Source organism: Actinomadura napierensis (assembly GCF_039529375.1).
Taxonomy (GTDB): domain Bacteria; phylum Actinomycetota; class Actinomycetes; order Streptosporangiales; family Streptosporangiaceae; genus Spirillospora; species Spirillospora napierensis.
On record NZ_BAAAMR010000128.1, the window covers coordinates 1 to 25743 of the forward strand.

Consider the following 25743-nt stretch of genomic DNA (forward strand, 5'->3'; position numbering starts at 1 on the left):
CGGCGCCGGCGAGCCAGAAGGCGCGGGACGGCCGCTCGCCCGCGCGCAGCACGCCGAGGACGGCGGTCGCGGCCGGCAGCAGCCCGACGACGACCGCCGAGTGCGAGGACGAGGCGCCCCGGTCGAGCGCGAGCGTGGACAGCACCGGGAACCCGAAGATCACTCCGGCGGCCGCGACGGCGAGCGCGCCCCATTGACGACCGCGCGGCCGGCGGGCCCGGACCGATAGCAGTGCGACCGCGGCGAGGACGGTCGCGGCGGCCGACCGGCCGACGCCGATCAGGTAGGGGTCGAGCCCCTCCAGCCCGTACTCCGTGGCCGGGAGGGTGAACGAGTAGATCAGCACGCCCAGCGCGGCGAGCCCGATGCCGGTCCCGAGCGTTCCGCCCGCTATCGGCCTGCTGGCAGTAGCGCTATCCTTGCTCCTCATGAAAAACGATAGCAGCGTTGCGGCGCTGGCCGACGCGCTGCGCATCGAGGTGGGCCGGCTGAGCCCGGGCGAGCGGCTGCCGTCGAGCCGGAGGCTGGTGGAGCGGCACCGCGTCAGCCCGGTCACGGTGTCGCGGGCGCTCGGGCTGCTGGCCGCCGAGGGGCTGGTCGTCACGCGTCCGGGCGCGGGCGCGTTCGCCGCCCGCCGCCCGTCCCCGGCCGCCGAGCCGGCCGACTACGGCTGGCAGGCGGTGACGCTGGCGGGCCGTTCGGTGGACGCGGCGGGCGTGTCCTGGCTGCTCACCCCGCCGCCGGACGGCACCGTAGCGCTCAGCGGCGGCTACCTGCATCCGAGCCTGCAACCGGTCCGCGCCATGGCGGACGCCGCCGCGCGGGCCGCCCGGCGCCCGGACGCCTGGGCCATGCCCCGGCTCGGCGGGACGCCGGAGCTGCGCGCCTGGTTCGCCCGCACGGTCGGCGGCGGCGTGTCCCCCGGCGACGTGACCATCACCAACGGCGGGCAGCAGTCGCTGACGACGGTGCTGCGGGCGCTGCTCCCGCCCGGCGCACCTGTCCTGGTCGAGTCGCCGACCTACCTCGGGGTGCTGGCCGTCGCGCGGGCGAGCGGGCTGCAGCCGGTGCCCGTCCCGGTGGACGCCGAGGGCGTGCGGCCCGACCTGCTCGCCGAGGCGTTCGCCATGAGCGGCGCGCGGGCGTTCTACTGCCAGCCCGCCTTCCACAACCCGACCGGGGCCGTGCTGAGCGCCGAGCGCCGCGAGCGGGTGCTCGCGGTGGCGCGGGCGGCCGGCGCCTTCGTCGTCGAGGACGACTTCGCGCGGCACCTCGGCATCGAGCCGCCCCCGCCGCCGCTGATCGCGCAGGACGCCGACGGCCGGGTGGTGCACATCGCCTCGCTCACCAAGGCCACCGCGCCGAGCCTGCGGATCGCCGCGGTGATCGCGCGCGGGCCGGTCGCCGAGCGGATCCGCGCGACGCAGCTCGTCGAGGAGTTCTTCCCGGCCCGCCCGCTGCAGGAGACGCTGCTGGAGCTGGTCAGCTCCCCCGGTTGGCCGCGGCACCTGCGCGCGATCCGGGCGGCGCTGCCCGCGCGCCGCGACGCGCTGCGCACCGCGCTCGCCCGGCACCTGCCGCAACTGCGGGCCGACCGCCCGACGGGCGGTCTGCACCTGTGGGTCCGGCTGCCGGACGGCCTGGACGACGTCGAGGTCGCCGAGGCCGCGCTGCGCGCCGGGGTGCTGGTGAGCGCCGGACGGCCGTTCTTCCCCGCCGAGGCTCCGGCGCCCTACCTGCGGCTGAGCTACGGCAGCGCGTCCTCGGAGGCGGAGCTGGCGGAGGGCGTCCGCCGCCTCGCGACCGTCCTGGGCTGACGCCCCGCGCCGGCGTCCGCGGCGCTCAGCGGGCCGTGCAGAAGCAGAACTCGTTGCCCTCGGGGTCGCACCACACCCGGAACGGCGCCTCCGGGTTGCCCATCGGCTCGCCGGCCGGCGTCGCGCCGAGGCTCGCGGCGCGCTCACCGGCCGCGTGGATGTCCGGGACGTCCAGGTCGAAGTGCAGCCGGTTCTTGATCGTCTTGCGTTCCGGGACGCGCTGGAAGGACAGGGTCGGCCCGCCCGCGCCCAGCGGCTCCAGGTCGAGCCATCCGTCGTCGGCCGCGGTGGTCCTCGCGCCGAGCAGGCCGCCCCAGAACGCGGCCATCGCGTCCAGGTCGGCGCAGTCGATCACGATGTTGCCGATCTTCGGGCTGGTCATCGGGTTCCTCCCAGGGAGCCGGTGATGCGGACCGGGCGCGCGGCGGCGCGCCGGCAGTGCACGGGTTCCGGGCGGCGGGCCGGACGCGCCGGGAGCAGCCCGCGCAGCCGGCCGCGCCGGCGGGCGGCGCGCTCCATGGTCTGGGCGCGGGCGGCGAGCCGCGCCTCCACGATGTCGGCGTGCAGCCGCGCGTACTCCCGCTCGGCCCACGCATGCCGGGTCGCGAGACCCGCGAGATACGGCAGCGCGTTCATCGCGCCTCCCTCCGTTGACACCACTCAAACGGTAACGGTGGTGTCGGAATTCTGCAACCGGTCAAAGCCGTTCACTGGTGTTGACGGTTGCTAGGCTGCTCCGTGAAGGGCTGGAGGGACCGATGGCCGACGTGCGATCCGGCGACGACCCGGCGCTGCTGCTGCAGGACTTCGTCAACACGCTGGACGTCGACTCCGGCACCGAGGGCCTCGCGTCGCCCGCCGCGCTCGCCACATGGCTGGCCGGGCGCGGGCTCGTCCCGGACGGTACGCCCGCCGGCGACGCCGACCTGGCCACCGCGGTCACCCTGCGCGAGGGCCTGCGCGAGGCCATGGCCGGCCACCACGGCCCGCAGGAGCCCGACCTGCCCGCCGAACTGGACGACACGCTGTCCGCGCTGCCCCTGCGGGTCGAGCTCACCGGGGCGCGGCCCGCGCTCGTCCCGCTCGACCCGCCCGCGACCGCCGCCGCCGGACTCGCCCGCGTCGCCGCCGCGATCACGGCCGCGGCCGCCGCCGGGACCTGGTCGCGGCTGAAGGTCTGCCAGGAGGGCACCTGCCGCTGGGCGTTCCTCGACACCTCCAAGAACCGGTCGCGGACCTGGTGCTCGATGCGCACCTGCGGCAACCGCACCAAGACCCGCGCCTACCGGGCCCGCAACCGCGCCTGAGGCGGCCCCGGGCCCTAGGCTGTCCGGTGATCGTCCAGGAGGGGGCCGTCCATGACCGACAGCGGGCCCGATGCGGGGGTGCGCGGCGCGCGGCGCGCCGACGCGGCCGCCGTCGCCGACATCCAGGTGCGCGCCTGGCGGCACGGCTACCGCGACCTGCTCCCGGCCGCCGTCCTGGACCGGGTGACCGGCCCCGACGCGCTGGAGGCGTGGCGGGAGCGCTGGGCGGACGCGGCGGCGAACCCGCCGAGCCCGCGGCACCGGCTGCTCGTCGCGGTCGCGTCCGACCTGGTCGTGGGGTTCGCGGCGCACGCCCCCGCCGAGGACGCCGACCTCGATCCCGCGGTCGCCGCCGAGCTGATCACGCTGCTGGTCGACCCGCTGCACGCCCGCGCCGGGCACGGCAGCCGGCTGCTCGCCGCCACCGTCGACCTGCTCCGCGAGGACGGCTTCACCACCCTGGTCAGCTGGGCGTTCGAGAAGGACGAGGTCACCCGCGCGTTCCTCGGCGGGGCGGGCTGGGCGCCCGACGGGACGGCCCGCACGCTCGACATGGGCGAACCCGTCCGGCAGATCCGGCTGCACACCGACATCACCGTCGCCTAGGGCGCGCCGTTGCGCAGGGGTCGGTGAGGGGCATGGGCGTCCCGGCCATATCGTTGAAGCCGTGCCCGAGTCCACCTCTCTGACGCCGCCGCATGCCCCGGTGACGCCGCCGGCGGCCGACCACCGCCGCTGGCTCGCCATGGTCGTCATCAGCCTGGGCGTCTCGCTGGTCGTCGTGGACGCCACCATCGTCGGCGTGCTGCTGCCGCGGGTCGTGTCCGACCTGGACCTGACGACCGCCGGCGCGGAGTGGATCACCTCGGTGTACTCGCTGGTGTTCGCGGCGCTGCTGATCCCGTTCGGCCGGGCCGGCGACCTGTTCGGCCGGCGCCGGATGTTCGTGCTCGGGGTGGCGGTGTTCGCGCTGGCGAGCGTCGCCGCGGCACTGGCCGGCGGCGAGGACGCGCTGGTGGCGGCGCGGGCGGCGCAGGGCGTCGGCGCCTCCATGATCCTTCCGGCGACGCTGTCCACCGTGAACGCGGTGTTCACCGGGAGGGAACGTGCCATCGCGTTCGGCATCTGGGGCTCGATGATCAGCGGGATGGCCGCGCTCGGCCCGCTGCTCGGCGGCGCCGTCGCCACCGGCGGCGGATGGCGCTGGGCGTTCGGGATCAACCTGCCGCTCGGCGCGGCGCTCATCGCGGGCGCGTTCCGGCTGATGCCCGAGACCCGGGCGCCCGGCGCGGCCTCGCGCGGCGCGCTGCGAGAGATCGACTGGCCGGGCGCGGTGCTGTCCGCGCTCGGGCTCGGGGCCCTGGTGTGCGGGCTCATCGAGGGCCAGACCTACGGGTGGTGGACCGCCACCCGGAAGTTCTCGATGGGCGGGTTCGACTGGCCGGGGACCGCGCTGTCGCCCGTCCCGGTCGTGATCGCGCTCGGGATCGTGCTGATCGCGGCGCTGGTGGTGGTCGAGCGGTCGCGGGCCGCGGCGGGCCGTCCGGTGATGCTGGACCTGGAGCTGTTCCGGATCCCGAACTTCCGGCACGGCAACCTCGCCTCGTCCCTGATCAACGTGGGCGAGCTGGGGCTACTGTTCATCCTGCCGCTGTTCCTGCTGGGCGTGCACGGCACCAACCCGCTGGAGATCAGCGTCGCGATCCTGCCGCTGGCCCTCGGGGCGTTCCTCTCGGGCGGATACGCGGGCAAGCTCGCCAACAAGCGCGGCGCGCACCGGGTCGTCCAGCTCGGCATGGTGCTGGAGGTCGCCGCCGTCCTCGCCCTCGGCGTGACGGTGTCGGCGACCACCGGCGGGTTCGGGCTCGCGCCGTGGATGCTGCTGTACGGCCTCGGCCTCGGCCTGACGTCGGCGCAGCTGACGAACATCTCGCTCGCGGACGTCCCGCCCGCGCAGGCCGGGCAGGCGTCCGGCACGCAGTCCACCGCCCGGCAGGTCGGCGCGGCCCTCGGCATCGCCCTCATCGGGACGGTGTTCGCCACGAGCCTCGGGCACGCGATGAGCGACCGGCTCGCCGGTTCGTCCCTCACTCCCGACCAGCAGGCGTCGGTCACCCGGCACCTGCGCGACAGCGCCGGCACCTACGGGCGCGAGCTGCACGACGACCCGTCGATGGCCGTCGAGGCGCACGCCGCCGACGCGAGCCTCGCCGTCGCGACCGGGCGCGCGGCGCTCACGACCGCCGCGATCCTGGCGGCGGGACTGGCGCTCTCGCTGCGGCTGCGCCCGAGCAGTGATCGACATCGGGAAGAATCGAAGCGCCAGGGCGGCTGACGCCCTGCACCCCTGTCGTCCCTCAGAACGAACGGTAACCGTGGCCACGCTGAACCAATGGGTCGCCGGATCCCGGCCCCGCACCCTTCCCGCGTCCCTCGTTCCCGTCGTCGTCGGCACCGGCGTCGCCATCGGCGTGGACCACGCCATATGGTGGCGCGCGCTGCTGGCCGCGTTCGTCGCGCTCGTCCTGCAGATCGGGGTGAACTACTCCAACGACTACAGCGACGGCATCCGCGGCACCGACGAGGACCGGGTCGGGCCGCTGCGCCTCGTCGGCTCGAAGGTCGCGCCGCCCAAGCAGGTCCTCGCCGCGGCGCTCGGCTGCTTCCTCGCCGCCGCCGTGGCCGGGCTGGTGCTCGCCGCGGTCACCACCTGGTGGCTGCTGCTGGTCGGCGCGGTCGCGATCCTCGCCGCCTGGTTCTACACCGGCGGCAAGACCCCGTACGGGTACCGCGCCCTGGGCGAGGTGTCGGTGTTCGTGTTCTTCGGCCTCGTCGCCGTCGTCGGGACGGTCTACGTGCAGGCCGAGGAGCTGCCGTGGGAGGGGTGGGCGGCGGCGGTTCCGGTCGGCCTGCTGGCCTGCGCGCTGCTGGTCGCCAACAACCTGCGCGACATCCCCACCGACCGCGAGTCCGGCAAGCGGACCCTTGCGGTCCTGCTCGGCGACCGCCGCACCCGGATCCTGTACGCCGCGTGCGCCGCGCTGCCGTTCATGTTCGTGCTGGCGCTGGCGGCGCCGCACCCGTGGGCGCTGATCGCGCTGCTGGCGGCGCCGCTGTCGATCCCGCCGACGCAGAAGGTGCTGGGCGGCGCGTCCGGCCCCGCCCTGATCCCGGTGCTGGGCGAGACCGGACGCCTCCAGATCGCCTACGGAGTACTGCTCGCCATCGGCCTGGCCCTCTGACCAGGCCGCCTGAGCACCGCCGCCGCGGCCGGGGCGGTGCTCAGGCGGCGCGGGTCAGGCGAGGCTCCAGTCGATCTCCGGCTGGCCCGCGTCGACCAGGGCCTTGTTCACGGCGCTGAACGGGCGCGTGCCGAAGAACTTCTTCGCGCTGAGCGGGCTCGGGTGCGCGGACTCGATCACGGTGTGCTGCGGGCCGGTGATGAGCCGCGCCTTCTTGCGCGCGTAGGCGCCCCACAGCACGAAGACGACGCGGTCGGTCTTGTCGTTCAGCGCGCGGATCGCGGCGTCGGTGAAGTCCTCCCAGCCCTTGCCGGCGTGCGATCCGGCCTCCCCGGCGCGCACGGTCAGCACCGCGTTCAGCAGCAGGACGCCCTGGTCGGCCCACCGCGTGAGGTCGCCGGACGGGGCGGGCGGCACCTCCAGGTCGGCGGCCAGCTCCTTGTAGATGTTCCGCAGCGACGGGGGCAGCCGCACGCCGTCGCGGACGCTGAAGCTCAGCCCGTGCGCCTGCCCCGGCCCGTGGTAGGGGTCCTGGCCGAGGACCAGCACGCGGGCGCCGTCGAAGGGGCAGTGCCGGAAGGCGTTGAACAGGTCCTCGCGCGGCGGGTACACGGTCTGCGCGTCGTACTCCCCCGCCACGAAGGCGCCCAGCGCGGCGGTGGCGAGCGGGTCGAGCAGCGGGTCGAGCCGCTCCCGCCAGTCGCCGGGCAGCAGTTCCATCAGGTCGAGGGACATCGTCCGTTGCCTCCGGGAAGGTGATCTCCAGTTGGGGGAACAGTAGCGCCGGGCACCGACACGCCGAAGGCGATCGGAGGGTGTGGGCGGGTGCCGTCCCTAGGATGACGCGATATGCCCGACTCCCCCCGAGCGTTCCGTGTTCGTGCCGTCGGGCGTGCCCGCGCGGCCGTCCTGCTGGTCCCGCTGGCCGTGGCCGGCCTGCTCAGCGGGTGCGGCGGGCCGTCCGGGCCGGTGACGCTGACGGTGCTGGCGTCCTCGTCGCTCACCGAGGTGTTCGGCGAGATGGGCACGGCCTACCGGCAGTCGCATCCGGGCGTGCGGCTGAGGCCGGAGTTCGGCGGCTCGGCGGAGATGGCCGAGAAGCTCTCCGAGCGCGACCCGGGCGACGTGCTCGCGACCGCGGACACCGTCAGCCTGAACCAGGCGGACCGCTACCTGGACGGCCATCGCCGGGTCATCGCGCACACCGGGCTCTCGATCGCCGTCGCCCCGGGCAACCCCGGGTACGTCCGCGGGCTGGCCGACCTGGAGCGGCGCGGGCTGCGCGTGGTGGCCGGCGCCCCGTCCGTGCCGATCGGCCGCTACACCCGCCAGGCGTTCGCGAAGGCGGGCGTGAGCGTCCGGACGAGCGCCGAGGAGATCAGTTCCCGGGCCGTCCTGGACCAGGTCCGCACCGGGGACGCCGACGCGGGCGTGGTGTACATCACCGACCTGCGGTCCGCCGGGATCGCGGTCACCAGCGTTCCCATCCCGGCGAACGAGAACGTGACGGCGTCCTATTCCGCGGCGGCGGTCAAGGACGGCCCCCACCAGGACGAGGCGGACGAGTTCGTGTCGTGGCTGGTCACGCCGGAGGCGCAGGGGCTGTTCCACAAGTACGGGTTCGCCACCCCGGTCGCGCCGCAGTGACCCGCGCCACAGGCCGGTGTGCGTTCGCCCACCGCTGATACTGCACGGGAACGTCTCGTACCAGAATCCCGTTTACCTCCCCGGAGCCCCGAAACCGGGGTCCCGCCGAAGTCGATCGCTCGCGCCACGCGCGGGCGAGGTGTACCGGGAGATGCCAGACGTGCCGTCCAAGCGACCCGCGCCGCAGCCGAGCGAGGCGGCGGCGCAGCGTGCAGGTTCCGCGGATCACGACCGGCGCGAGTCGGTGCCGCCGCGCAACGACCCCGAACGTCCCTGGCGCGCCGAGGGCGTGCCCGAGCGGCCGAAGAAGGCCGGCGGCGGCTTCGGCGGCTGGCGGCCCCGCCGCAACACCTCCCTGTTCTGGCTGCTGCTGCTCGTGGTGTTCGGGCTGAGCTACGTCTCGATGCACTACACCGGCCAGCAGGAGAAGGTGAGCGTCCCCTACACCGCCTTCACCCAGCAGGTGCAGGCGGGGAACGTCAAGGACGTCTACACCAAGGGCTACCAGATCCAGGGCAAGCTGAAGAGCGCGCAGCAGGTCCCCGGGCAGAAGGACGCGAAGAAGACCTACACCGCGTTCGAGACGCTGCGTCCCGCGTTCGCCGACGACAAGATCTACACCGAGATGGTGAACAAGGGCGTCGAGGTCGAGGCGAAGCCCGTCAACGAGGACCGCGGCCTGCTGGCCAACCTGGCGCTGTCGCTGCTGCCGACCCTGCTGTTCGTCGGCCTGTGGATCGGCGTGATGGTCTGGCTGCAGCGCCGGATGACCGGCGGCGGAGGCGGCGGGATCATGGGCGGCTTCGGCCGCTCGCCCAAGCCCGTCGCGCCGGACGAGAAGCGCGCCACGTTCGCCGACGTCGCCGGGATCGACGAGGTCGAGGCGGAGCTCAGCGAGATCGTCGGCTTCCTGAAGGACCCGGGCAGGTACCGCCAGATGGGCGCCCGCGTGCCGCGCGGCGTGCTGCTGACCGGCGCGCCCGGCACCGGCAAGACGCTGCTGGCCCGCGCCGTCGCCGGCGAGGCCGACGTGCCGTTCTACTCGGCCGCCGCGTCGGAGTTCATCGAGATGGTCGTCGGCGTCGGCGCGGCCCGCGTCCGCGAGCTGTTCACCGAGGCCCGCAAGACGGCCCCGTCCATAATCTTCATCGACGAGATCGACACCATCGGCCGGACCCGCGGCAGCGGCGCCAGCCTCGGCGGCCACGACGAGCGCGAGCAGACGCTGAACCAGATCCTCACCGAGATGGACGGCTTCTCCGGCTCCGAGGGCGTCGTCGTCATCGCCGCGACGAACCGTCCCGACATCCTGGACCCGGCGCTGATGCGCCCCGGCCGGTTCGACCGGCAGGTCGCCGTGTCGCCGCCCGACCTGGACGGGCGCGTCGCGATCCTGCGGGTGCACACCCGCGAGGTCCCGCTCGACGGCGACGCCGACATCGTCTCGGTCGCCAAGATGACGCCCGGGATGACCGGCGCCGAGCTGGCCAACCTGGTCAACGAGGCCGCCCTGCTCGCCGTCAAGCGCGAGAAGGGCGCGGTCGACATGGACGACTTCCAGACCGCGCTGGAGAAGGTGCAGCTCGGCACCCGCCGCGCGCTGGTCATGCCGTTCGAGGAGCGGCGCCGCACGTCCTACCACGAGTCCGGGCACGGGCTGCTCGGCATGCTGCAGCCCGGCGCCGACCCCGTCCGCAAGATCACGATCGTGCCGCACGGCCGGGCGCTCGGCGTCACCGTGTCCACGCCCGACAGCGACCGGTACGCCTACGACGAGCGCTACCTGCGCGGCCGCATCATCGGCGCGCTCGGCGGGATGGCCGCCGAGGAGCTGGTCTTCGGCGTGATCACCACGGGTTCGGAGAGCGACCTGGAGCAGGTCACCAAGATCGCCCGCGGGATGGTGGGCCGCTGGGGCATGTCCCCGAAGGTCGGCCCGCTGTCGATCCTGCCGTCCGAGGGCATGGAGCCGATGGGCCAGTACGCCGCCCAGGGCACCCTGGACGCCGTCGACCTGGAGGCCCGCCGCATCGTCGACGAGTGCTACACCGAAGCGCTCGAGACCCTGCGCGCGCACCGCGACCAGCTCGACTCCCTCGCCGCCGCCCTCCTGGAGGCCGAGACCCTGGACGAGGAGGCCGCCTACTCCGCGGCCGGCATCACCCGGACCATCACCGAGGTCGACCTGTCCAAGACCCCGTCTCGCAGCTAGCCGTCCCGTCCGACGCGGGGAAGGCCGATCGGGTTGGGGAAGGGCATCTCGCCCGCGTCCGCCACGGCCCCCGCCGCGGGGACGAGGCGGTCGTAGAGGGCCTTCGGGTCGTCCAGGACGCGGTACGGCGGCGCGGCGAGCCGGTCGGTGCGCCCTTCGATCCTGGTCTTGAGGGTCCGGCCCGCCTCCGTCGCGGCGCCGCCGTCCACGAGGCCGCGCTCGGCGAGGGCGGCGGCCGCCGCGTCCCACTGCTTCTCCGTCCAGCCCCGGCTCAGCAGCATCTGGTCGCGGGTGACCGCGCCGACCGCGGCGGCGAGGACGTTCGCAGTCAGGCCGTCGAGCCCTTCGCTGGTCAGGACGGCCACGTGCCCGTCGCCGCGGTGCTCGCGCAACGCCGTCGCGGCCTGCCAGAACGCCTCCACGGGGTCGTCAGGGATGTCCAGGTCGCGGTTGGCGGCGAACAGCGGACGGCCCGCCGCGTCCGCCGCCTCGACCACTCGGCGCAGCGCCGGCGCCGCCTCGGCGGCCGTCTCCTCGATCCCCGGCACGATCCTGCGGAGCGCCCGTGCCGCCGCCTCACCGCGGACCGCCAGGATCCGCTCGGGCGAGGCGAAGCGCCACGCGTCCGGGACGGCACGGCGCACCCGGTCGGGATGGAAGCCGAAGAACACCGCCTCGACGACGCCCGGCGGCACCGCGCCGAGCGGGGCGGCGCGACTCCCGAAGTAGCCCATCCAGAAGCCCTTCAGCCCGACGGCCTTGTGGGCCTCCAGGCATTCGGGCGAGAAGTACGTCACCGCATGCAGCGGCTCTAGGACCGTCCACAGGTCGCGCGCGATCGAGTCGTTCACCCGTCGAACGCTAAGCCAGCGCCCGCGCGGGCGACAAGCCGGTCACATTCGCGGCGGACGATCCGTCAGTGCTATGAACATGGCCGACGAGAGGGAACGTGATGGACGAACGCGACTTTCTGGCGAACCGGTTCGAGGAGCACCGGACGCACCTGAAGGCGGTGGCCTACCGGATGCTCGGATCGCTCGCGGAGGCCGACGACGCCGTGCAGGAGGCGTGGCTGCGGCTGAACCGGTCCGACGCCAGCGAGGTCGCCAACCTGGGCGGATGGCTCACCACCGTCGTCGGGCGGGTCTGCCTGGACATGCTGCGGTCCCGCACGTCCCGCCGCGAGGACCCGATCGACGAGCGGCTGCCCGACCCCGTCATCGCGCCGGCCTCCGGCACCGATCCCGAGCAGGAGGCGCTGCTGGCCGACTCGGTCGGGCTCGCGCTGCTGGTCGTGCTGGAGTCGCTGTCGCCCGCCGAGCGGCTCGCGTTCGTGCTGCACGACACGTTCGCGGTGCCCTTCGAGGACATCGCGCCGATCGTCGGACGGACCCCGGACGCGGCGCGGCAGCTCGCGAGCCGGGCCCGCCGCCGGGTCCGGGGCGCCGCGCCCTCCCCGGAACGCGACCGGGCCCGGCAGCGCACCGTCGTGGAGGCGTTCCTGGCCGCGGCGCGCGCCGGGGACTTCGAGGCCCTCGTCGCCGTCCTCGACCCGGACGTGGAGCTGCGCGCCGACACCGGCGCCGCCGGCCTGATGCACCTGCGCGGTGCGCGGACCGTGGCGTCCCAGGCGCTCACCTTCCGCCGCGCCGCCGCTCCCGCGTCGCGCCCGGCCCTGGTCAACGGGACGGCCGGCGTCGTCAACCTGCAGGACGGCCGCCCGGTGTCCGTCCTGTCGTTCACCGTCGCCGGCGACCGGATCGTCGCGATCGACATCCTCGCCGACCCCGCCCGCCTGAAGGACCTCGACCTCGCCCTGCTCGACGGCTGAGCCCCTCCGGCGCCCTGGTCAGAGCGTGGTGGGGAGGCACGCGACGTCGAGCCTCGACATCGACTTCAGGGCCTTCAGGACGGCCGGGTGCGGCGCCGCGTGCACCGTCGGGAGGACCGGGACCGCCGGGTAGGCGAGACGGTCCTCCGAGGCGGAGAACTCCACGCGGACCTCGTCGTTGTCGCCGCGCGGGTCGAGCAGCACCCAGCGGTCGTCCACCAGGGCCGCGGCGAGGCCGTGCACGAAGCCGTCCACGAGCTGGTAGCACAGGCCCGCCTGGACGCCGCCGGCCCGCAGCAGCGCGACGTAGGCGTTGGACTTGGCGTAGCACAGGCCCGTCCGCTGTTCGAGGACGTCGGACGCGCGCCAGGTGACGCGGTCGTCGCCGGCGTCCATCGAGTGGGTCACCTTGTCGCGGACGTGGTCGAACGCGGCGCGGGCGTAGGCGATGTCGTCGCCGATGCGCAGGTCCGCGGCGATCCGCTGGACGAGCGGATGCTCGATGTCGATCGCCTCGGACGCGGCGAGGTAGTCCCAGGGCTCGGCGGCGAAGTCCATCACAGGCCGAGCAGCGACTCGATGCCCATGGTGAGCCGGTCCGGGACGTCCACGACCTTGCGGACGGCCATCAGGACGCCCGGCATGAACGACTCGCGGTTCATCGAGTCGTGCCGGATGGTGAACAGCTCGCCGTGGCCGCCCAGCACGACCTCCTGGTGCGCGACGGCCCCCGACAGCCGGACCGCGTGCACGTGGACACCGTCCACGTCCGCGCCCCGGGCGCCGTCGACCTCGTCCGTCGTGGCGTCCGGCGACGGGGCCACCCCGGCCTCCGCGCGGGCGGCGGCGACCAGCTCGGCGGTGCGGTACGCGGTGCCGGACGGGGCGTCCACCTTGTTGGGGTGGTGCAGCTCGACGATCTCGACGGACTCGAAGAACGGGGCGGCCTTCTGCGCGAAGTGCATCATCAGCACCGCGCCGATGCCGAAGTTCGGAGCGATCAGGACGTTGGGCCCCTTGTCGGTCAGCCACGACCGGACCGTGTCGAGCCGGGCGGGGTCGAAGCCGGTCGTCCCGACGACGGCGTGCAGGCCGTGGTCGACGCACCATTTGAGGTTGTCCATGACGACGGCCGGGCGGGTGAAGTCGACGACCACCTCGGCGGCGGTCAGCGGCTCCCGCTCGTCGTCCTGGTCGACCGCGGCGACGAGCTCCATGTCGTCCGCGCCCTGCACGGCCCGGCACACCTCGGCGCCCATCCGGCCGCGCGAGCCCAGCACCCCAACCTTGATCACGTGTTCCTCCCGATGAAGCGTGCGTCGAGCCTACCGGCCCCCGCCCCGCCTCCCGCGCGTCAGTCCCGGTCGTCGTCCGCGACGAACAGGTTGAGCAGCCAGCTCACCACGCCGATGATGATCGCGCCCCAGAACGCGGGCCAGAACCACTCCACGTGGAACGGCACGTCCAGCTTCCCCGCCACCCAGCTGGTCAGCATGAGCAGCCCCGCGTTCACCACCAGGGCGATCAGTCCCAGGGTGACGATGTAGAACACGCAGCCGAGCACCTTGATGACCGGCTTGAGCACCGCGTTGATGATGCCGAAGATGACCGCGACGACGACCAGCGTCAGCACCTTCTCGCCGGTGCTCCCGCCGCGCACGTCGATGCCGTCCACCGCGGCGGACGCCACCCACAGCGCGACCGCCGAGATCAGCACCCGAATAAGGATCTTCACCCCGCCCCGATACCCCCTCCCCCGTGACCGAACCGCCGGCTGAACACCCCGGCGGAAGGCCGGACCTCAGCCACCGCCACGGGCAGGCACGCGGAGCGAGTGCAGCGAGCGCAGCGGGCCTGCCCGCCGAAGGGCAAGGCGTTTCACGCGGAGCGCCAGCGGAGCGGGAAACGCCTTGTCCGTCGTAACGGGGGTTCCAGGGGGTCGCCCCCCTGGGTCAAAGCCGATCCCCGACGGGGCCGATGACGGTGAGGGCCTGGGGGGCGGTGAGGAGGTCGCGGGCGACGTCACGGACGTCGTCGAGGGTGACGGCCTCGATGCACGCGAGGACGTCGTCGACCGGCAGCAGCGACTCGTAGACGAGCTCGCTCTTGCCGATGCGGCTCATCCGGGAGCCGGTGTCCTCCAGGTTGAGGACCATCGCGCCGCGCAGCTGGCCCTTGCCGCGCTCCAGCTCCTCGGCGGTCAGGCTCTGCTCGGCGGCGCGGCCCACCTCGTCCCGGCAGATCGACAGGACCTCTTCGACCTTGCCGGGCTGGCAGCCGGCGTAGACCCCGAAGATGCCGGAGTCGGCGTACTGGGCGGTGTAGCTGTACACCGAGTAGGCCAGGCCGCGCTTCTCCCGGATCTCCTGGAAGAGGCGGGACGACATGCCGCCGCCGAGCGCGGCGTTCAGCACGCCGAGGGCGAAGCGGCGGTCGTCGGTGCGGCACACGCCGGGGACGCCGAGCACGATGTGCGCCTGCTCGGTGTCCTTGTCGATGATGACGGTGCGCGGGTCGACCGGCGCGGTGGGCCCGCCGACGCGGGGCGGCGCGGGCGTGGCGTCGCCGGTCAGGTGCTCGGCGAACGCGTCCGACACCAGCCGGACGACCTCGTCGTGGTCGATGTTGCCGGCGACGGACACCACGAGGTTGGACGGAGTGTAGTGCTCCCGGTAGTAGCCGTGGATGCGGTCCCGGGACAGCGCGTTGATCGAGTCCTCGGTGCCGAGGATGGGGCGGCCGAGGGGGGTGTCGCCGTACAGCGCGGTGGCGAACTCGTCGTGGATGAGGTCGCCGGGGTCGTCGTCGCGCATGTGGATCTCTTCGAGGATCACGCCGCGCTCGGCCTCGACGTCCTCGGGGCGGTTCACCGAGTCGGCGACCATGTCGGACACCACGTCCACGGCGAGCGGCAGGTCGGAGTCCAGCACCCGCGCGTAGTAGCAGGTGTACTCCTTGGCGGTGAAGGCGTTGAGGTCGCCGCCGACCGCGTCGACCGCGGCGGAGATCTCCAGCGCCGACCGCCGCTTCGTGCCCTTGAACAGCACGTGCTCGAGGTAGTGGCTGGCGCCGGCGTCAGCGGGCGCCTCGTCGCGGGAGCCGACGGCCGACCAGACGCCGAACGCCGCGGACCGCACCGCCGGCGTCGACTCGGTGATCACCCGCAGCCCGCCGGGCAGCACGGTGCGGCGGACCGCGCCGGCGCCGTCGGTGTGGATCGTGGTGGTGGTGCCGGGCTCCTGCGCCCGCGCCGGCAGGGTCACGGTGTCACTCGCATTCGGTGGTGGTCCGGGATCGGGGCGGAAAGCGGCCGACCGGCCTGCCCGGGACGGGCAGGCCGGTCGGTCATCGCGTGCTCGGTCAGGAGTTGCGCTGGCCGGATTCGTCGCCGCGGCGGGTGCGGCGGCGGCGCGGGGCGCGCTTGTCGCCGTCGTCGCGGCGCTCACGGCGCTCGCCGGAGTCGCCGTCGGCCTCGGCGGCGGCGCGCTCGTCGCCGCCGCCCTCGGGCCGCTCGGCGGACTCGCGCTCGACCACCTCGACCGGCACCAGCGACAGCTTGCCGCGCTGGTCGATCTCGGTGACCTCGACCTGGACCTTCTCGCCGACGCCCATCACGTCCTCGACGTTCTCGATCCGGGCGCCGCCGTGCAGCTTGCGGATCTGCGAGACGTGCAGCAGGCCGTCCTTGCCGGGCAGCAGCGACACGAACGCGCCGAACGTGGTGGTCTTGACGACGGTGCCGAGGAACCGCTCGCCGACCTCCGGCATGTGCGGGTTCGCGATCGCGTTGATCGCGGTCCGCGCCGCCTCGGCGGACGGGCCGTCGGTGGCGCCGACGTAGATGGTGCCGTCGTCCTCGATCGTGATGTCGGCGCCGGTGTCGTCCTGGATCGAGTTGATCATCTTGCCCTTCGGGCCGATGACCTCGCCGATCTTGTCGACCGGGACCTTGATCGTGATGATCCGCGGCGCGTTCGGGCTCATCTCGGCGGGCGCCTCGATGGCCTCCTGCATCACGTCCAGGATCGCCAGCCGCGCGCCCTTGGCCTGCTTCAGCGCGGCGGCCAGCACCGAGGCGGGGATGCCGTCGAGCTTGGTGTCGAGCTGCAGCGCCGTGATGACGTCGCGGGTGCCGGCGACCTTGAAGTCCATGTCGCCGAACGCGTCCTCGGCGCCGAGGATGTCGGTCAGCGTGACGTACTCGCCGCCCTCGCTGATCAGGCCCATCGCGATGCCCGCCACCATCTGCTTCAGCGGGACGCCCGCGTCCAGCAGCGACATGGTGGACGCGCAGACCGACCCCATCGAGGTGGAGCCGTTGGAGCCGAGCGCCTCCGACACCTGCCGGATCGCGTACGGGAACTCCTCGCGGGTGGGCAGCACCGGGATCAGCGCGCGCTCGGCGAGCGCGCCGTGCCCGATCTCGCGGCGCTTGGGCGAGCCCACCCGGCCGGTCTCGCCGGTGGAGTACGGCGGGAAGTTGTAGTTGTGCATGTAGCGCTTGGTGCGCTCGGGGTTCAGCGTGTCGATCATCTGCTCCATGCGGAGCATGTTCAGCGTCGTCACGCCGAGGATCTGCGTCTCGCCGCGCTCGAACAGCGCCGAGCCGTGCACCCGCGGGAGCACGTGGGCCTCGGCGGTCAGCTGGCGGATGTCCTTCAGGCCGCGGCCGTCGATGCGCAGCCCGTCGCGGATGACCCGCTCGCGGACGAGCTTCTTGGTCACGGCGCGGTAGGCGGCGGAGATCTCCTTCTCGCGGCCCTCGAACTGCTCGGCGAGCTTCTCGACGGCGCCGGCCTTGATCTCGTCGAGCCGGGCCTCGCGCTCCTGCTTGCCGGCGATCGTCAGCGCCTGGGCGAGGTCGCCGCCGACGTGGTCGGTGACGGCGGCGAGCACGTCGTCCTGGTAGTCCAGGAAGATCGGGTACTCGCGGGTGTCCTTCGCGGCGACGGCGGCGAGGTCGCTCTGCGCCTTGCACAGCACCTTGATGAACGGCTTGGCCGCCTCCAGGCCCTGCGCGACGGTCTCCTCGGTCGGGGCGGTCGCGCCCTCGCCGACGAGCTTGAGGGTGTCGCGGGTGGACTCCGCCTCCACCATCATGATCGCGACGTCGCCGTCGGCCAGCACCCGGCCGGCCACGACCATGTCGAAGGTCGCGCGCTCCAGCTCGGGGTGGGTCGGGAAGCCGACCCACTGGCCCTCGATCAGCGCGACGCGGACGCCGCCGATCGGGCCGGAGAACGGCAGCCCGGCCAGCTGGGTGGACATCGACGCGGCGTTGATCGCCACGACGTCGTACAGGTGGTCGGGGTGCAGCGCCATGATCGTCTCGACGACCTGGATCTCGTTGCGCAGCCCCTTGGTGAACGACGGCCGCAGCGGCCGGTCGATCAGCCGGCAGGTCAGGATCGCGTCCTCGGACGGACGGCCCTCGCGGCGGAAGAACGAGCCGGGGATGCGCCCGGCCGCGTACATCCGCTCCTCGACGTCCACCGTCAGCGGGAAGAAGTCCAGGTTCTCCTTGGGCTTCTTCGACGCGGTGGTCGCCGACAGCACCATCGTCTCGTCGTCGAGGTAGGCGACGGCGGAGCCGGCCGCCTGGCGGGCCAGCCGGCCCGTCTCGAAGCGGATGGTGCGGGTGCCGAACGTGCCGTTGTCGATCACGGCCTCGGTGCTCTGCGCACCGTCGATGCGCACGGCTTCTGTCACGGGAAACCTCCTCAGGTCTCGGCGTCGGTCCTCGCGGCCGTTTCCCGTGGCTTGTCACGCTGCCGGTCTTCGATCGAAGCACCCGGATCGTCAGGCCCGCCGATGCGGCGGAACGGATCCGGAAGCCACTACCGAGGACCGGCCCGCACCAGCGGTGTCCGCGAGGCTCTTCTCTTCGGTTCTACCCCCGGACGGGGCGTCGCGCCCCGTCCGGGTCACAGAAAGAGAGGGAGCGGCCCGAGGCCGCTCCCTCACCGTGCTAGCGGCGCAGACCGAGTCGCTCGATCAGCTGCCGGTAGCGGTTGATGTCCTTGTTGCTCAGGTACTTCAGGAGCCGGCGGCGGCGGCCGACCAGCAGCAGCAGACCACGACGGCTGTGGTGGTCGTGCTTGTGCTCCTTGAGGTGCTCGGTCAGATCGTTGATGCGGCGCGTCAGCAGTGCGACCTGGACCTCCGGGGAACCGGTGTCACCCTCAGTGGTCGCGTACTCGGCGATGATCTGGTTCTTCGTGGCGGTGTCGAGCGACACGTGGCTCCTTCGATGAGATCGTCACCCGCAGATCCGGGCCCGGTGGGCGCACGGGTCCGCATGGTGCGTTTTGAGAGGTGGCCGGGCCGCATGAGGGTGCAGCCGACCGCACCGGGGCCCATCCCGGCGACTATTCACCGTACCATGCCGCAAAGCCGCCCCGTCACTCAGCGGAATCCGCCATGATCACCACGTACTCGCGTCCGACCTGGGCTTTCACCCGAGCCGGCCCGGTCAGCCGGACGTGATCTCGCGGGCGCGGGCGACGTCGCGGCGCATCTCCTCGATGAGGGCGTCGATCGAGTCGAACTTCAGGGTGTCGCGGATGCGGGCGGTGAAGTCGGCCCCCATGTGCTCGCCGTACAGGTCGAGGTCGTCGCGGTCGAGGGCGTAGGCCTCGACGGTCCGCTCCCCCGCGCCCTCGAACGTCGGGTTGGTGCCGATGGAGATCGCGGCGGGCCAGCGGAACCCCGGGTAGCGGTCGGTGTCGGCGACCAGCCAGCCGCCGTACACCCCGTCCGCGGGGATCGCGGTGTGCGGCAGCGTCTCCAGGTTCGCGGTGGGGAAGCCGAGCGCCCGGCCGCGCTGGTGGCCGCGCACGACCACGCCCTCGACGCGGTGCGGGCGGCCGAGCGCCCCCGCGGCGCCCTCGACGTCGCCGGCCTCCAGCCGCTCCCGGATGTAGGTGGAGGAGATCGTGTCGCCGTTGGCGACCAGCGGCATGCCCTCGGCGGTGAAGTCGTACTTCTCGCCGAGCTCCTTCAGCAGCGCGACGTCGCCCTTGGCCTTGTGCCCGAACCGGAAGTCCTCGCCGACGATGACGTGAGCCGCGTGCAGCCGGTCGACCAGCACCTGCTGGACGAACTCGTCCGGCGGCGTCTTCGACAGCTCCAGCGTGAACGGCACGACCACGACCGCGTCGGTGCCGAGGCCCTGCAGCAGCTCGACGCGCCGCTGAGTGGTGGCCAGCAGCGGCGGGTGGGTGCCGGGCCGGACCACCTCGTCGGGGTGCGGGTCGAAGGTGATCGTCACCGAGCGCAGGCCGCGGCGGCGCGCCTCCTCGGCGGCGGCGCCGACGATCCGCTGGTGGCCGAGGTGCACGCCGTCGAACACCCCGATGGTGACCACCGAACGGCCCCAGTCGGCCGGAACCTCGTCGAGGCCATGCCAGCGCCGCACCATGCTCTCCCTGCGTAGGACGTCCCTGCGGGTTCTGTCTGTCGACATAAGGGTGCCATGCGCCGTCCGGTGCCGTTACCCGAGGGGCGCGCTTCGGGGGCGAAGGGCCGTCAGCCGGACTGGTAGACGACGAACGACACGGCGATGTACTGCAGGACGTAGGCGGCGAGCGTGCACGCGTGGAACACCTCGTGGAAGCCGAACCAGTGCGGGGACGGGTTGGGCCGGCGCAGCCCGTAGACGATCCCGCCGACGCTGTAGCAGATGCCGCCGACCGCGACCATCAGGCACGCGACGACGCCCGCGCCGTCCAGGAACTGCGGCAGGAAGAACACCGCCACCCAGCCCAGCACGATGTAGAGGGTCACGTACAGGGCGCGTGGGGCGCCGACCCAGGTGGTGCGGAACACCACGCCGGCGACGGCCCCCGTCCACACCGTGGCGAGCACGGCGATGCGGACGCCGCCGTCGAGCGCCAGCACGGCGAACGGCGTGTAGGTCCCGGCGATGATCAGGTAGATGTTGGCGTGGTCGAAGCGGCGCAGCACCTCGATCAGCCGGTGCGAGTCCGCCTGCCGGTGGTAGGTCCCCGAGATCCCGAACAGCAGCCCGGACGTGGCGACGTAGACCGCCGAGGAGAGCCGGGCGAGCGGGCTCGGGCCGAGCGCGACCAGCACCAGCCCCGCGAGCATGACGGCCGGGAACGCGCCGAGGTGCAACCAGCCGCGCAGCCGCGGCTTGGTCGGGGACCCGACTCCCGGTCCGGGGTCGTCTCCGGGGTCGTCTCCGGGGTCGGTCACGGGATCGGTCACCGTGGTCATGGCAGCCTCCTCAGCAACTAACCTACGGTCACGTAGGTTACGCGTCCGTAGGTTGGGTGCGCACCGCCGCGGCGGGGTGACGCTCGCCACGGCGTCCCTCTACGGCCTACCGACGAAGACGGCGAGGGGCTTGGCGGAACCGCCCTGCTCCTCGACCAGCGCCAGGAGGGACCCGTCCGGCGCGAACACCCCGACGGGGCCCGGCCCCAGGCCGGCCGCCGCGAGGCGCCCGCCGTGCGCCACCTTGCGGGCGTCGTCCTCCGACACGTCCCGGCGCGGGAACACCGCCGCGACGGCCTCCGCCATCGGCAGGATCTCCAGCTTCTCGCCGAGCTGGTCGAGCGTGCGCGCCATCGCCAGGTCGTACGGGCCGACGCGGGTGCGGCGCAGCGCCGTCAGGTGCCCGCCGCAGCCGAGCGCCGCGCCCAGGTCGCGGGCCAGCGCCCGGATGTAGGTGCCGGACGAGCAGGACACCGAGGCGTCCACGTCGATCACCTCGCCGTGCCGCCGCACGTCCAGGATCCGGAACTCGTGCACCGTCACCGGACGGGCCGCCAGCGCGACCTCCTCGCCCTTGCGGGCCATCTTGTACGCCCGCTGCCCGTTCACCTTGATCGCGCTGACCTGCGGCGGGACCTGCTCGATCGGCCCGGTCAGCGCCGCGATCCCCGCGCGCAGCGCCTCGTCGGCCACGGAAGCGGCGGACGCCGTCGCGGTGGTCTCGCCCTCGGCGTCGTCGGTGTTGGTCGACTCGCCCAGCCGGATGGTGGCGTCGTAGCCCTTCTCGGTCAGCGCGAGGTGGCCGAGCAGCCGCGTCGCCTTGCCGACGCCGAGGACGAGCACGCCCGTCGCCATCGGGTCCAGCGTCCCGGCGTGCCCGACGCGGCGCGTCTTGGCCAGCCGCCGCATCTTCCCCACCACGTCGTGCGAGGTCCAGTCGCCCGGCTTGTCCACGATGACGAGTCCCGAGTTCTCCACGCGCGCTCTCTACTCCTCGGTCCGGCCGTCGGTGGGGCACGGCTCGCGCAGCGCCGCGCGCAACCGGTCGATGATGCAGGCGGGCTCGCCGCCCATGGTGAACGCGGCGGCGGTGCGGTGCCCGCCCCCGCCCAGCTCCACGCAGGCGCGGCCGACGTCCACCACGCCCTTCGCGCGGGTCGACACGTACCACTCGCCCCGGTCGTTCTCCTTCAGCACGACCGCGACCTCGGCCTCGTCGGTGCGCCGGAGCTGGTCGATGACGCCTTCCAGCTGGTCGTACGGGACGTCGCGGGCCTCCCGGTCGGCGCGGGCGATCGTCGTCCAGACCAGGCCCAGGCCGCCCGCCGCGTCGCGCTCCAGCCGCGCCCGCGACAGCGCCCCCGCCAGCACCTGCAGGTAGCCGAACGGCGCCCGGTCCCACAGCTCCCGGCTCACCGCCTCCGGCCGGACCCCGGCCGTCAGCAGCCGCCCGGCGAGGTCGTGCACCTCGGGCGTCGTGCACGGGTACTTGAACGAGCCGGTGTCGCTGGCGAGCCCCGCGTACAGGCCCTGCGCGATGTCGCCGTCCAGCGGCACGCCGAGCCGCCGGATCAGCTCCTCGACCAGCACCGCCGTGGCCGCCGCGTCCGGGTCGACCAGCCGGACACCGCCGAACCCGACGTTGGAGGCGTGGTGGTCCACCACGATCAGCGCCCCGGCCCGGCCGGCCGCGGCCGCGAGCGACCCGAGCCGCGCCTGGCCCGCCGCGTCCAGGGAGATCATCAGGGCCGGGGCGGCCGGCATCCGCGCGGGCTCGACCAGGAACTCCTGGCCGGGCAGGAACCGCAGGATCGCCGGCACCGCGAACGGCTCGCCGAAGGAGGCGAGGCACCGCTTGCCCAGCGCGTGCAGGGCCTGCGCGAGCGCCAGCATCGAGCCGAGCGCGTCCCCGTCCGGGGCGATGTGGCAGGCGAGGCACACCTCGTCGGCCGCCTCGATCAGCTCGACCGCGCCGTCCCAGTCCAGCTCAGCGGACGCCGCGCCCGGCGCGTCACCGCCGGTGCCCGTGCCCTCCAGCGCCGGCGCACGCTCGGAGGTCTTCGGCGCGGGCGCGGTCAGTGCGGGTGCGGCCAGTGCGGGCGCGTTCGGCGCGGCGGACGCCGGCGAGCCGCCGCGGACGCCACCGCCGTGCGGTACCACGTCGTGCCCGCTCGCCCCGTGCCCGCCCATCTCGTGCAGCGAGCACTCCTCGGTCCAGGAGGCGCCCGGCGTCTCCGCGCGCCCGTCCCGCGCGCTCACGATGACGGGCGTCCGGACCGGTCGTCCTCACCGTCCCCCGCCGTGCCGCCGTCCTCGTCCGGGCCGTCCTCGTCCTCGTCCAGGTCCTCGTCCTCGTCGGAGGCCGGCTCACGGTAGGGGTTCTCGTCCCCCGCCGGGGACGCGCCCTGCGCGGCCCTCGCCACCTCGGCGTCCTTCGCGCGGGCCTTGGCGAGCAGGTCGTCGATGTGCGCCGCGTTCTCCATCAGGGAGTCCATGACGAACGTGATGCTGGGCGTGTGCCGCACCCCGGTCTTCCTGCCCACCTCCGACCGGATGACGCCCTTGGCGCTCTCCAGGGCCGCCGCCGTCTCGGCGCGCTCGCCGTCCGACCCGTACACCGTGTAGTACACGGTCGCGTCGCGCAGGTCGTTGGTGATGCGGGTGTCCGTCACGGTCACGAAGCCGAGCCGCGGATCCTTGATCCGCCTCTCCAGCATCTCGGCCACGATCTGCTGGATGCGGTCGGCGAGCTTGCGCGCCCGAGCTGCGTCCACCATGATCGCACTCCCTTTCTCTATGGTCGCGGGTCCCGCGGGGGCGAACCCCCGCGGGCCCCGGTGTGCCGGTCGGCCGTCCCGCGCTCCGCCGGGGGCGTCGCGCCGGACTCCGGCCGGTCATTCCTCGTCGTTGAACAGCCGCTGCCGCGCGGACAGCAGCTCGATCTCCGGCCGCCCGTACACCAGGCGCTCGCACTCGTCGAGCACCTGGGTGCAGTTGGCCGCGGTGCCCGAGACCACGGCGATCCCGATCTCCGCCCTGCGGTGCAGGTCGTTGCCGCCGGTCTCGGCCACGGCCACCCCCGGGAAGTGCTTGCGCACCTCGGCGATGATGGGCCGGACCACCGACCGCTTCTGCTTCAGCGACCGCACGTCCCCCAGCAGCAGGTCGAGCGTCAGCGCACCCACGTACACCTGGTCGATCACCTCGGGATCCACAAGTAGGAACGACGGCGGTGAGCCGCCGTGTTCCCGGACCGCCCGGCGGGCGGGGGCCCGGGAATGACAGACGCCAGGCTAGAAGAACCGCCTGGCGTCGTGTCACATTTTTTCACCGGTCCGTCCCGGCCGGCCGTCCGCGCGGACCGGGCCCGGAGGCCTGGTCCGCGCGGACGGTCCGTACCGCGGACGTTCGGTGCCGCGAGCGCGGGCCTCAGTCGCGAGGCTTCTCCCGCATCTCGAAGCACTCGATGACATCGCCGAGCTTGATGTCGCTGTACCCCACGCCGATACCGCACTCGAAGCCCTCGCGGACCTCGGTCGCGTCGTCCTTGAAGCGGCGCAGCGACGACACCGTGAGGTTGTCGGAGACCACGACGCCGTCGCGGACGAGGCGGGCCTTGGCGTTGCGCTGGATGATCCCCGAGGTGACCATCGAACCGGCGACGTTGCCGATCCGCGGCACCTTGAAGATCTCCCGGACTTCGGCGGTGCCCAGCTGGGCCTCCTCGAACTCCGGCTTCAGCATGCCCTTGAGGGCCGCCTCGATCTCGTCGATCGCCTGGTAGATGACCGAGTAGTAGCGGATGTCGACGCCCTCGCGGTCGGCCAGTTCCTGCGCGTTGCGCTCCGGCCGGACGTTGAAGCCGATGATGACCGCGCCCTCCTCGGACGCCAGCGACAGGTTGACGTCGTCCTGCGTGATCGCGCCGACACCGCGGCGGATGATCCGCAGGCTGACCTCGTCGCCCACGTCGATCTTGAGGAGCGAGTCCTCCAGCGCCTCGACCGAACCGGACACGTCGCCCTTGAGGATGAGCAGCAGTTCCTGCCGCTTGCCCTCCTGGAAGTCCTTGAACAGTTCCTCGAGGGAGCTGCTCTTGCGGCTCCGCAGCAGTTCGGCGTTGCGCTTGCGCGCCACCCGCTTGTCGGCGATCTGACGGGCGACCCGGTCGTCCTCGACGACCAGGAAGTTGTCCCCGGCGCCGGGCACGGCCGCGAGGCCGAGCACCATCACCGGACGGGACGGGCCCGCCTCCTCGACGCTGTTGCCGTTCTCGTCGAGCATCGCCCGGACGCGGCCGCTGGCCACGCCGCAGACGATCGAGTCGCCGACCCGCAGCGTGCCGCGCTGCACCAGCACGGTCGCCACGGCGCCCCGGCCCTTGTCCAGGTGGGCCTCGATGGCCGAGCCCTGGGCGGGCATGTCGGGGTTGGCCTTCAGCTCCAGCTCGGCGTCGGCCGTCAGGACGATCGCCTCGAGCAGCCCGTCGATGTTGGTGCCCTGCTTGGCGGACACGTCGACGAACTGGGTCTGACCGCCGAACTCCTCGGCGACCAGGCCGTACTCGGTGAGCTGCGCCCGGACCCGGTTCGTGTCCGCGCCCTCGACGTCGATCTTGTTGACCGCGACCACGATCGGCACCCCGGCCGCGGTGGCGTGGTCGATCGCCTCGGTGGTCTGCGGCTTGACGCCGTCGTCCGCGGCGACCACCAGCACCACCAGGTCGGTGGTGTCGGCACCGCGGGCACGCATGGCGGTGAACGCCTCGTGGCCCGGGGTGTCGATGAAGGTGATCTTGCGGTCGTCGCCGTCCACCTGGGTCTCGACCTGGTAGGCGCCGATGTGCTGGGTGATGCCGCCGGCCTCGCCCGCCTGCACGTTGGCGTGCCGGATGGCGTCCAGCAGCTTGGTCTTGCCGTGGTCGACGTGACCCATGACGGTGACCACCGGCGGACGGGACTCGAGGTGCTCCTCGCCGCCCTCGTCCTCGCCGTACTCGATGTCGAAGGACTCGAGCAGCGCGCGGTCCTCCTCCTCGGGGCTGACGACATGGACCTCGAAGTCGAGCTCCAGGCCCAGGGCCTGCAGGTCGTCGGGGTCGACCGACTGCGTCGCGGTGAGCATCTTGCCGAGGTGCATCATGATCGCGACGAGCGACGCCGGGTTGGCGCCGATCTTCTCGGCGAAGTCGGTCAGCGACGCGCCCTGCGGAAGGCTGATGGCCTTGCCGTTGCCGCGCGGAGCCGAGACGCCGCCGACGGCGGGCGCCTGCATGTTCTCGAACTCTTGACGACGCGCCCGCTTCGACTTGCGGCCGCGTGCGGGACGTCCGCCCGGACGTCCGAACGCGCCCTGCGTGCCGCCGCGACCGCGACCGCCGCCACCGGGACGGGGGCCGAAGCCGCCGCCCGGACGACCGCCACCGCCGGCGCGGGGCGCGCCGAAGCCG

Annotated in this window: 26 protein-coding genes; 8 read left to right on the forward strand and 18 right to left on the reverse strand. The window is 73.3% G+C overall.

Annotated features, from left to right (window positions below):
* Window positions 1-430, reverse strand: a 430-nt coding sequence (locus ABD296_RS42185; RefSeq protein ID WP_344281514.1) for an EamA family transporter, incomplete at its 3' end; no start/stop codon positions are given.
* Here ABD296_RS42185 and ABD296_RS42190 point away from each other — a divergent pair.
* Window positions 429-1817 carry an aminotransferase-like domain-containing protein gene (locus tag ABD296_RS42190; RefSeq protein ID WP_344281517.1) on the forward strand — a complete coding sequence of 463 codons (1389 nt, stop codon included), beginning with the start codon at window positions 429-431 and terminating at the stop codon, window positions 1815-1817. The genes ABD296_RS42185 and ABD296_RS42190 overlap by 2 nt on opposite strands.
* Window positions 1818-1842: 25 nt before the next feature.
* Here ABD296_RS42190 and ABD296_RS42195 read toward each other — a convergent pair whose 3' ends face one another.
* Both ABD296_RS42195 and ABD296_RS42200 read right to left on the reverse strand, forming a co-directional pair.
* On the reverse strand, window positions 1843-2199 hold the full coding sequence (locus tag ABD296_RS42195) for a VOC family protein (RefSeq protein WP_344281519.1): 357 nt from the start codon (window positions 2197-2199) through the stop codon (window positions 1843-1845).
* Window positions 2196-2474, reverse strand: a complete 279-nt coding sequence (locus ABD296_RS42200; protein WP_344281522.1) for a hypothetical protein — start codon at window positions 2472-2474, stop codon at window positions 2196-2198. The genes ABD296_RS42195 and ABD296_RS42200 overlap by 4 nt, the downstream gene beginning before the upstream one ends.
* A 101-nt stretch (window positions 2475-2575) precedes the next feature.
* On the opposite strand from ABD296_RS42200, the gene ABD296_RS42205 reads away from it, so the two are divergent.
* From ABD296_RS42205 to ABD296_RS42220, 4 genes are all read left to right on the forward strand, one after another.
* On the forward strand, window positions 2576-3124 hold the full coding sequence (locus ABD296_RS42205) for a CGNR zinc finger domain-containing protein (protein ID WP_344281524.1): 549 nt from the start codon (window positions 2576-2578) through the stop codon (window positions 3122-3124).
* A 51-nt stretch (window positions 3125-3175) separates the two neighbouring features.
* Window positions 3176-3730: a GNAT family N-acetyltransferase gene (locus ABD296_RS42210; protein ID WP_344281527.1), complete on the forward strand. Its 555-nt coding sequence runs from the start codon at window positions 3176-3178 to the stop codon at window positions 3728-3730.
* Window positions 3731-3791: 61 nt separating this feature from the next.
* Window positions 3792-5459, forward strand: a complete 1668-nt coding sequence (locus ABD296_RS42215; RefSeq protein ID WP_344281530.1) for an MFS transporter — start codon at window positions 3792-3794, stop codon at window positions 5457-5459.
* A gap of 40 nt (window positions 5460-5499) precedes the next feature.
* A complete protein-coding gene (locus tag ABD296_RS42220) occupies window positions 5500-6366 on the forward strand; it encodes a 1,4-dihydroxy-2-naphthoate polyprenyltransferase (protein ID WP_344281533.1) in 867 nt (288 codons plus the stop codon).
* A gap of 54 nt (window positions 6367-6420) precedes the next feature.
* Here ABD296_RS42220 and ABD296_RS42225 read toward each other — a convergent pair whose 3' ends face one another.
* The gene (locus tag ABD296_RS42225) at window positions 6421-7101 is read right to left on the reverse strand and encodes a uracil-DNA glycosylase (RefSeq protein ID WP_344281536.1); all 681 of its coding nucleotides are present in this window, start codon (window positions 7099-7101) and stop codon (window positions 6421-6423) included.
* 114 nt (window positions 7102-7215) lie between these two features.
* Between ABD296_RS42225 and modA the strand changes: the two genes are divergently transcribed.
* Window positions 7216-8013 carry a molybdate ABC transporter substrate-binding protein gene (modA, locus tag ABD296_RS42230; RefSeq protein ID WP_344281539.1) on the forward strand — a complete coding sequence of 266 codons (798 nt, stop codon included), beginning with the start codon at window positions 7216-7218 and terminating at the stop codon, window positions 8011-8013.
* Between the two features lie 151 nt (window positions 8014-8164).
* Complete coding sequence (gene ftsH / locus ABD296_RS42235) at window positions 8165-10225, forward strand: ATP-dependent zinc metalloprotease FtsH (RefSeq protein WP_344281541.1); 2061 nt, start codon at window positions 8165-8167, stop codon at window positions 10223-10225.
* Here ftsH and ABD296_RS42240 read toward each other — a convergent pair.
* Window positions 10222-11076 carry an SCO6745 family protein gene (locus tag ABD296_RS42240; RefSeq protein WP_344281544.1) on the reverse strand — a complete coding sequence of 285 codons (855 nt, stop codon included), beginning with the start codon at window positions 11074-11076 and terminating at the stop codon, window positions 10222-10224. The two genes, ftsH and ABD296_RS42240, sit on opposite strands and share 4 nt — an antisense overlap.
* A gap of 101 nt (window positions 11077-11177) precedes the next feature.
* Here ABD296_RS42240 and sigJ point away from each other — a divergent pair, with 101 nt between their 5' ends.
* Window positions 11178-12056 (forward strand): RNA polymerase sigma factor SigJ, encoded by an 879-nt coding sequence (sigJ, locus tag ABD296_RS42245; RefSeq protein ID WP_344281547.1) that lies wholly within the window; start codon window positions 11178-11180, stop codon window positions 12054-12056.
* Between the two features lie 18 nt (window positions 12057-12074).
* Here sigJ and ABD296_RS42250 read toward each other — a convergent pair whose 3' ends face one another.
* The 13 genes from ABD296_RS42250 to infB all read right to left on the reverse strand — a co-directional run.
* Window positions 12075-12614 (reverse strand): transglutaminase-like domain-containing protein, encoded by a 540-nt coding sequence (locus ABD296_RS42250; protein ID WP_344281595.1) that lies wholly within the window; start codon window positions 12612-12614, stop codon window positions 12075-12077.
* Complete coding sequence (dapB, locus tag ABD296_RS42255) at window positions 12614-13351, reverse strand: 4-hydroxy-tetrahydrodipicolinate reductase (protein ID WP_344281550.1); 738 nt, start codon at window positions 13349-13351, stop codon at window positions 12614-12616. Before dapB ends, ABD296_RS42250 begins: the two co-directional genes overlap by 1 nt.
* A gap of 59 nt (window positions 13352-13410) precedes the next feature.
* A complete protein-coding gene (locus ABD296_RS42260) occupies window positions 13411-13791 on the reverse strand; it encodes a phage holin family protein (RefSeq protein ID WP_344281553.1) in 381 nt (126 codons plus the stop codon).
* A 217-nt stretch (window positions 13792-14008) separates the two neighbouring features.
* Window positions 14009-15319 carry a M16 family metallopeptidase gene (locus ABD296_RS42265; protein WP_344281556.1) on the reverse strand — a complete coding sequence of 437 codons (1311 nt, stop codon included), beginning with the start codon at window positions 15317-15319 and terminating at the stop codon, window positions 14009-14011.
* 97 nt (window positions 15320-15416) lie between these two features.
* Window positions 15417-17747: a polyribonucleotide nucleotidyltransferase gene (locus ABD296_RS42270; RefSeq protein WP_344281598.1), complete on the reverse strand. Its 2331-nt coding sequence runs from the start codon at window positions 17745-17747 to the stop codon at window positions 15417-15419.
* A 277-nt stretch (window positions 17748-18024) separates the two neighbouring features.
* A complete protein-coding gene (gene rpsO / locus ABD296_RS42275) occupies window positions 18025-18294 on the reverse strand; it encodes a 30S ribosomal protein S15 (protein WP_021599383.1) in 270 nt (89 codons plus the stop codon).
* A gap of 234 nt (window positions 18295-18528) precedes the next feature.
* The gene (locus ABD296_RS42280) at window positions 18529-19473 is read right to left on the reverse strand and encodes a bifunctional riboflavin kinase/FAD synthetase (protein ID WP_344281601.1); all 945 of its coding nucleotides are present in this window, start codon (window positions 19471-19473) and stop codon (window positions 18529-18531) included.
* Window positions 19474-19583: 110 nt separating this feature from the next.
* Window positions 19584-20294 carry a PAQR family membrane homeostasis protein TrhA gene (trhA, locus tag ABD296_RS42285; RefSeq protein ID WP_344281577.1) on the reverse strand — a complete coding sequence of 237 codons (711 nt, stop codon included), beginning with the start codon at window positions 20292-20294 and terminating at the stop codon, window positions 19584-19586.
* Window positions 20295-20393: 99 nt separating this feature from the next.
* Window positions 20394-21272, reverse strand: a complete 879-nt coding sequence (gene truB / locus ABD296_RS42290) for a tRNA pseudouridine(55) synthase TruB (RefSeq protein ID WP_344281580.1) — start codon at window positions 21270-21272, stop codon at window positions 20394-20396.
* Between the two features lie 9 nt (window positions 21273-21281).
* Window positions 21282-22553: a DHH family phosphoesterase gene (locus tag ABD296_RS42295; RefSeq protein WP_344281583.1), complete on the reverse strand. Its 1272-nt coding sequence runs from the start codon at window positions 22551-22553 to the stop codon at window positions 21282-21284.
* Window positions 22550-23071 (reverse strand): 30S ribosome-binding factor RbfA, encoded by a 522-nt coding sequence (rbfA, locus tag ABD296_RS42300; protein WP_344281586.1) that lies wholly within the window; start codon window positions 23069-23071, stop codon window positions 22550-22552. The genes ABD296_RS42295 and rbfA overlap by 4 nt, the downstream gene beginning before the upstream one ends.
* 117 nt (window positions 23072-23188) lie before the next feature.
* The gene (locus tag ABD296_RS42305) at window positions 23189-23497 is read right to left on the reverse strand and encodes a DUF503 domain-containing protein (protein WP_344281589.1); all 309 of its coding nucleotides are present in this window, start codon (window positions 23495-23497) and stop codon (window positions 23189-23191) included.
* Window positions 23498-23723: 226 nt separating this feature from the next.
* On the reverse strand, window positions 23724-25743 hold a 2020-nt coding region (gene infB / locus ABD296_RS42310), incomplete at its 5' end, for a translation initiation factor IF-2 (protein WP_344281592.1).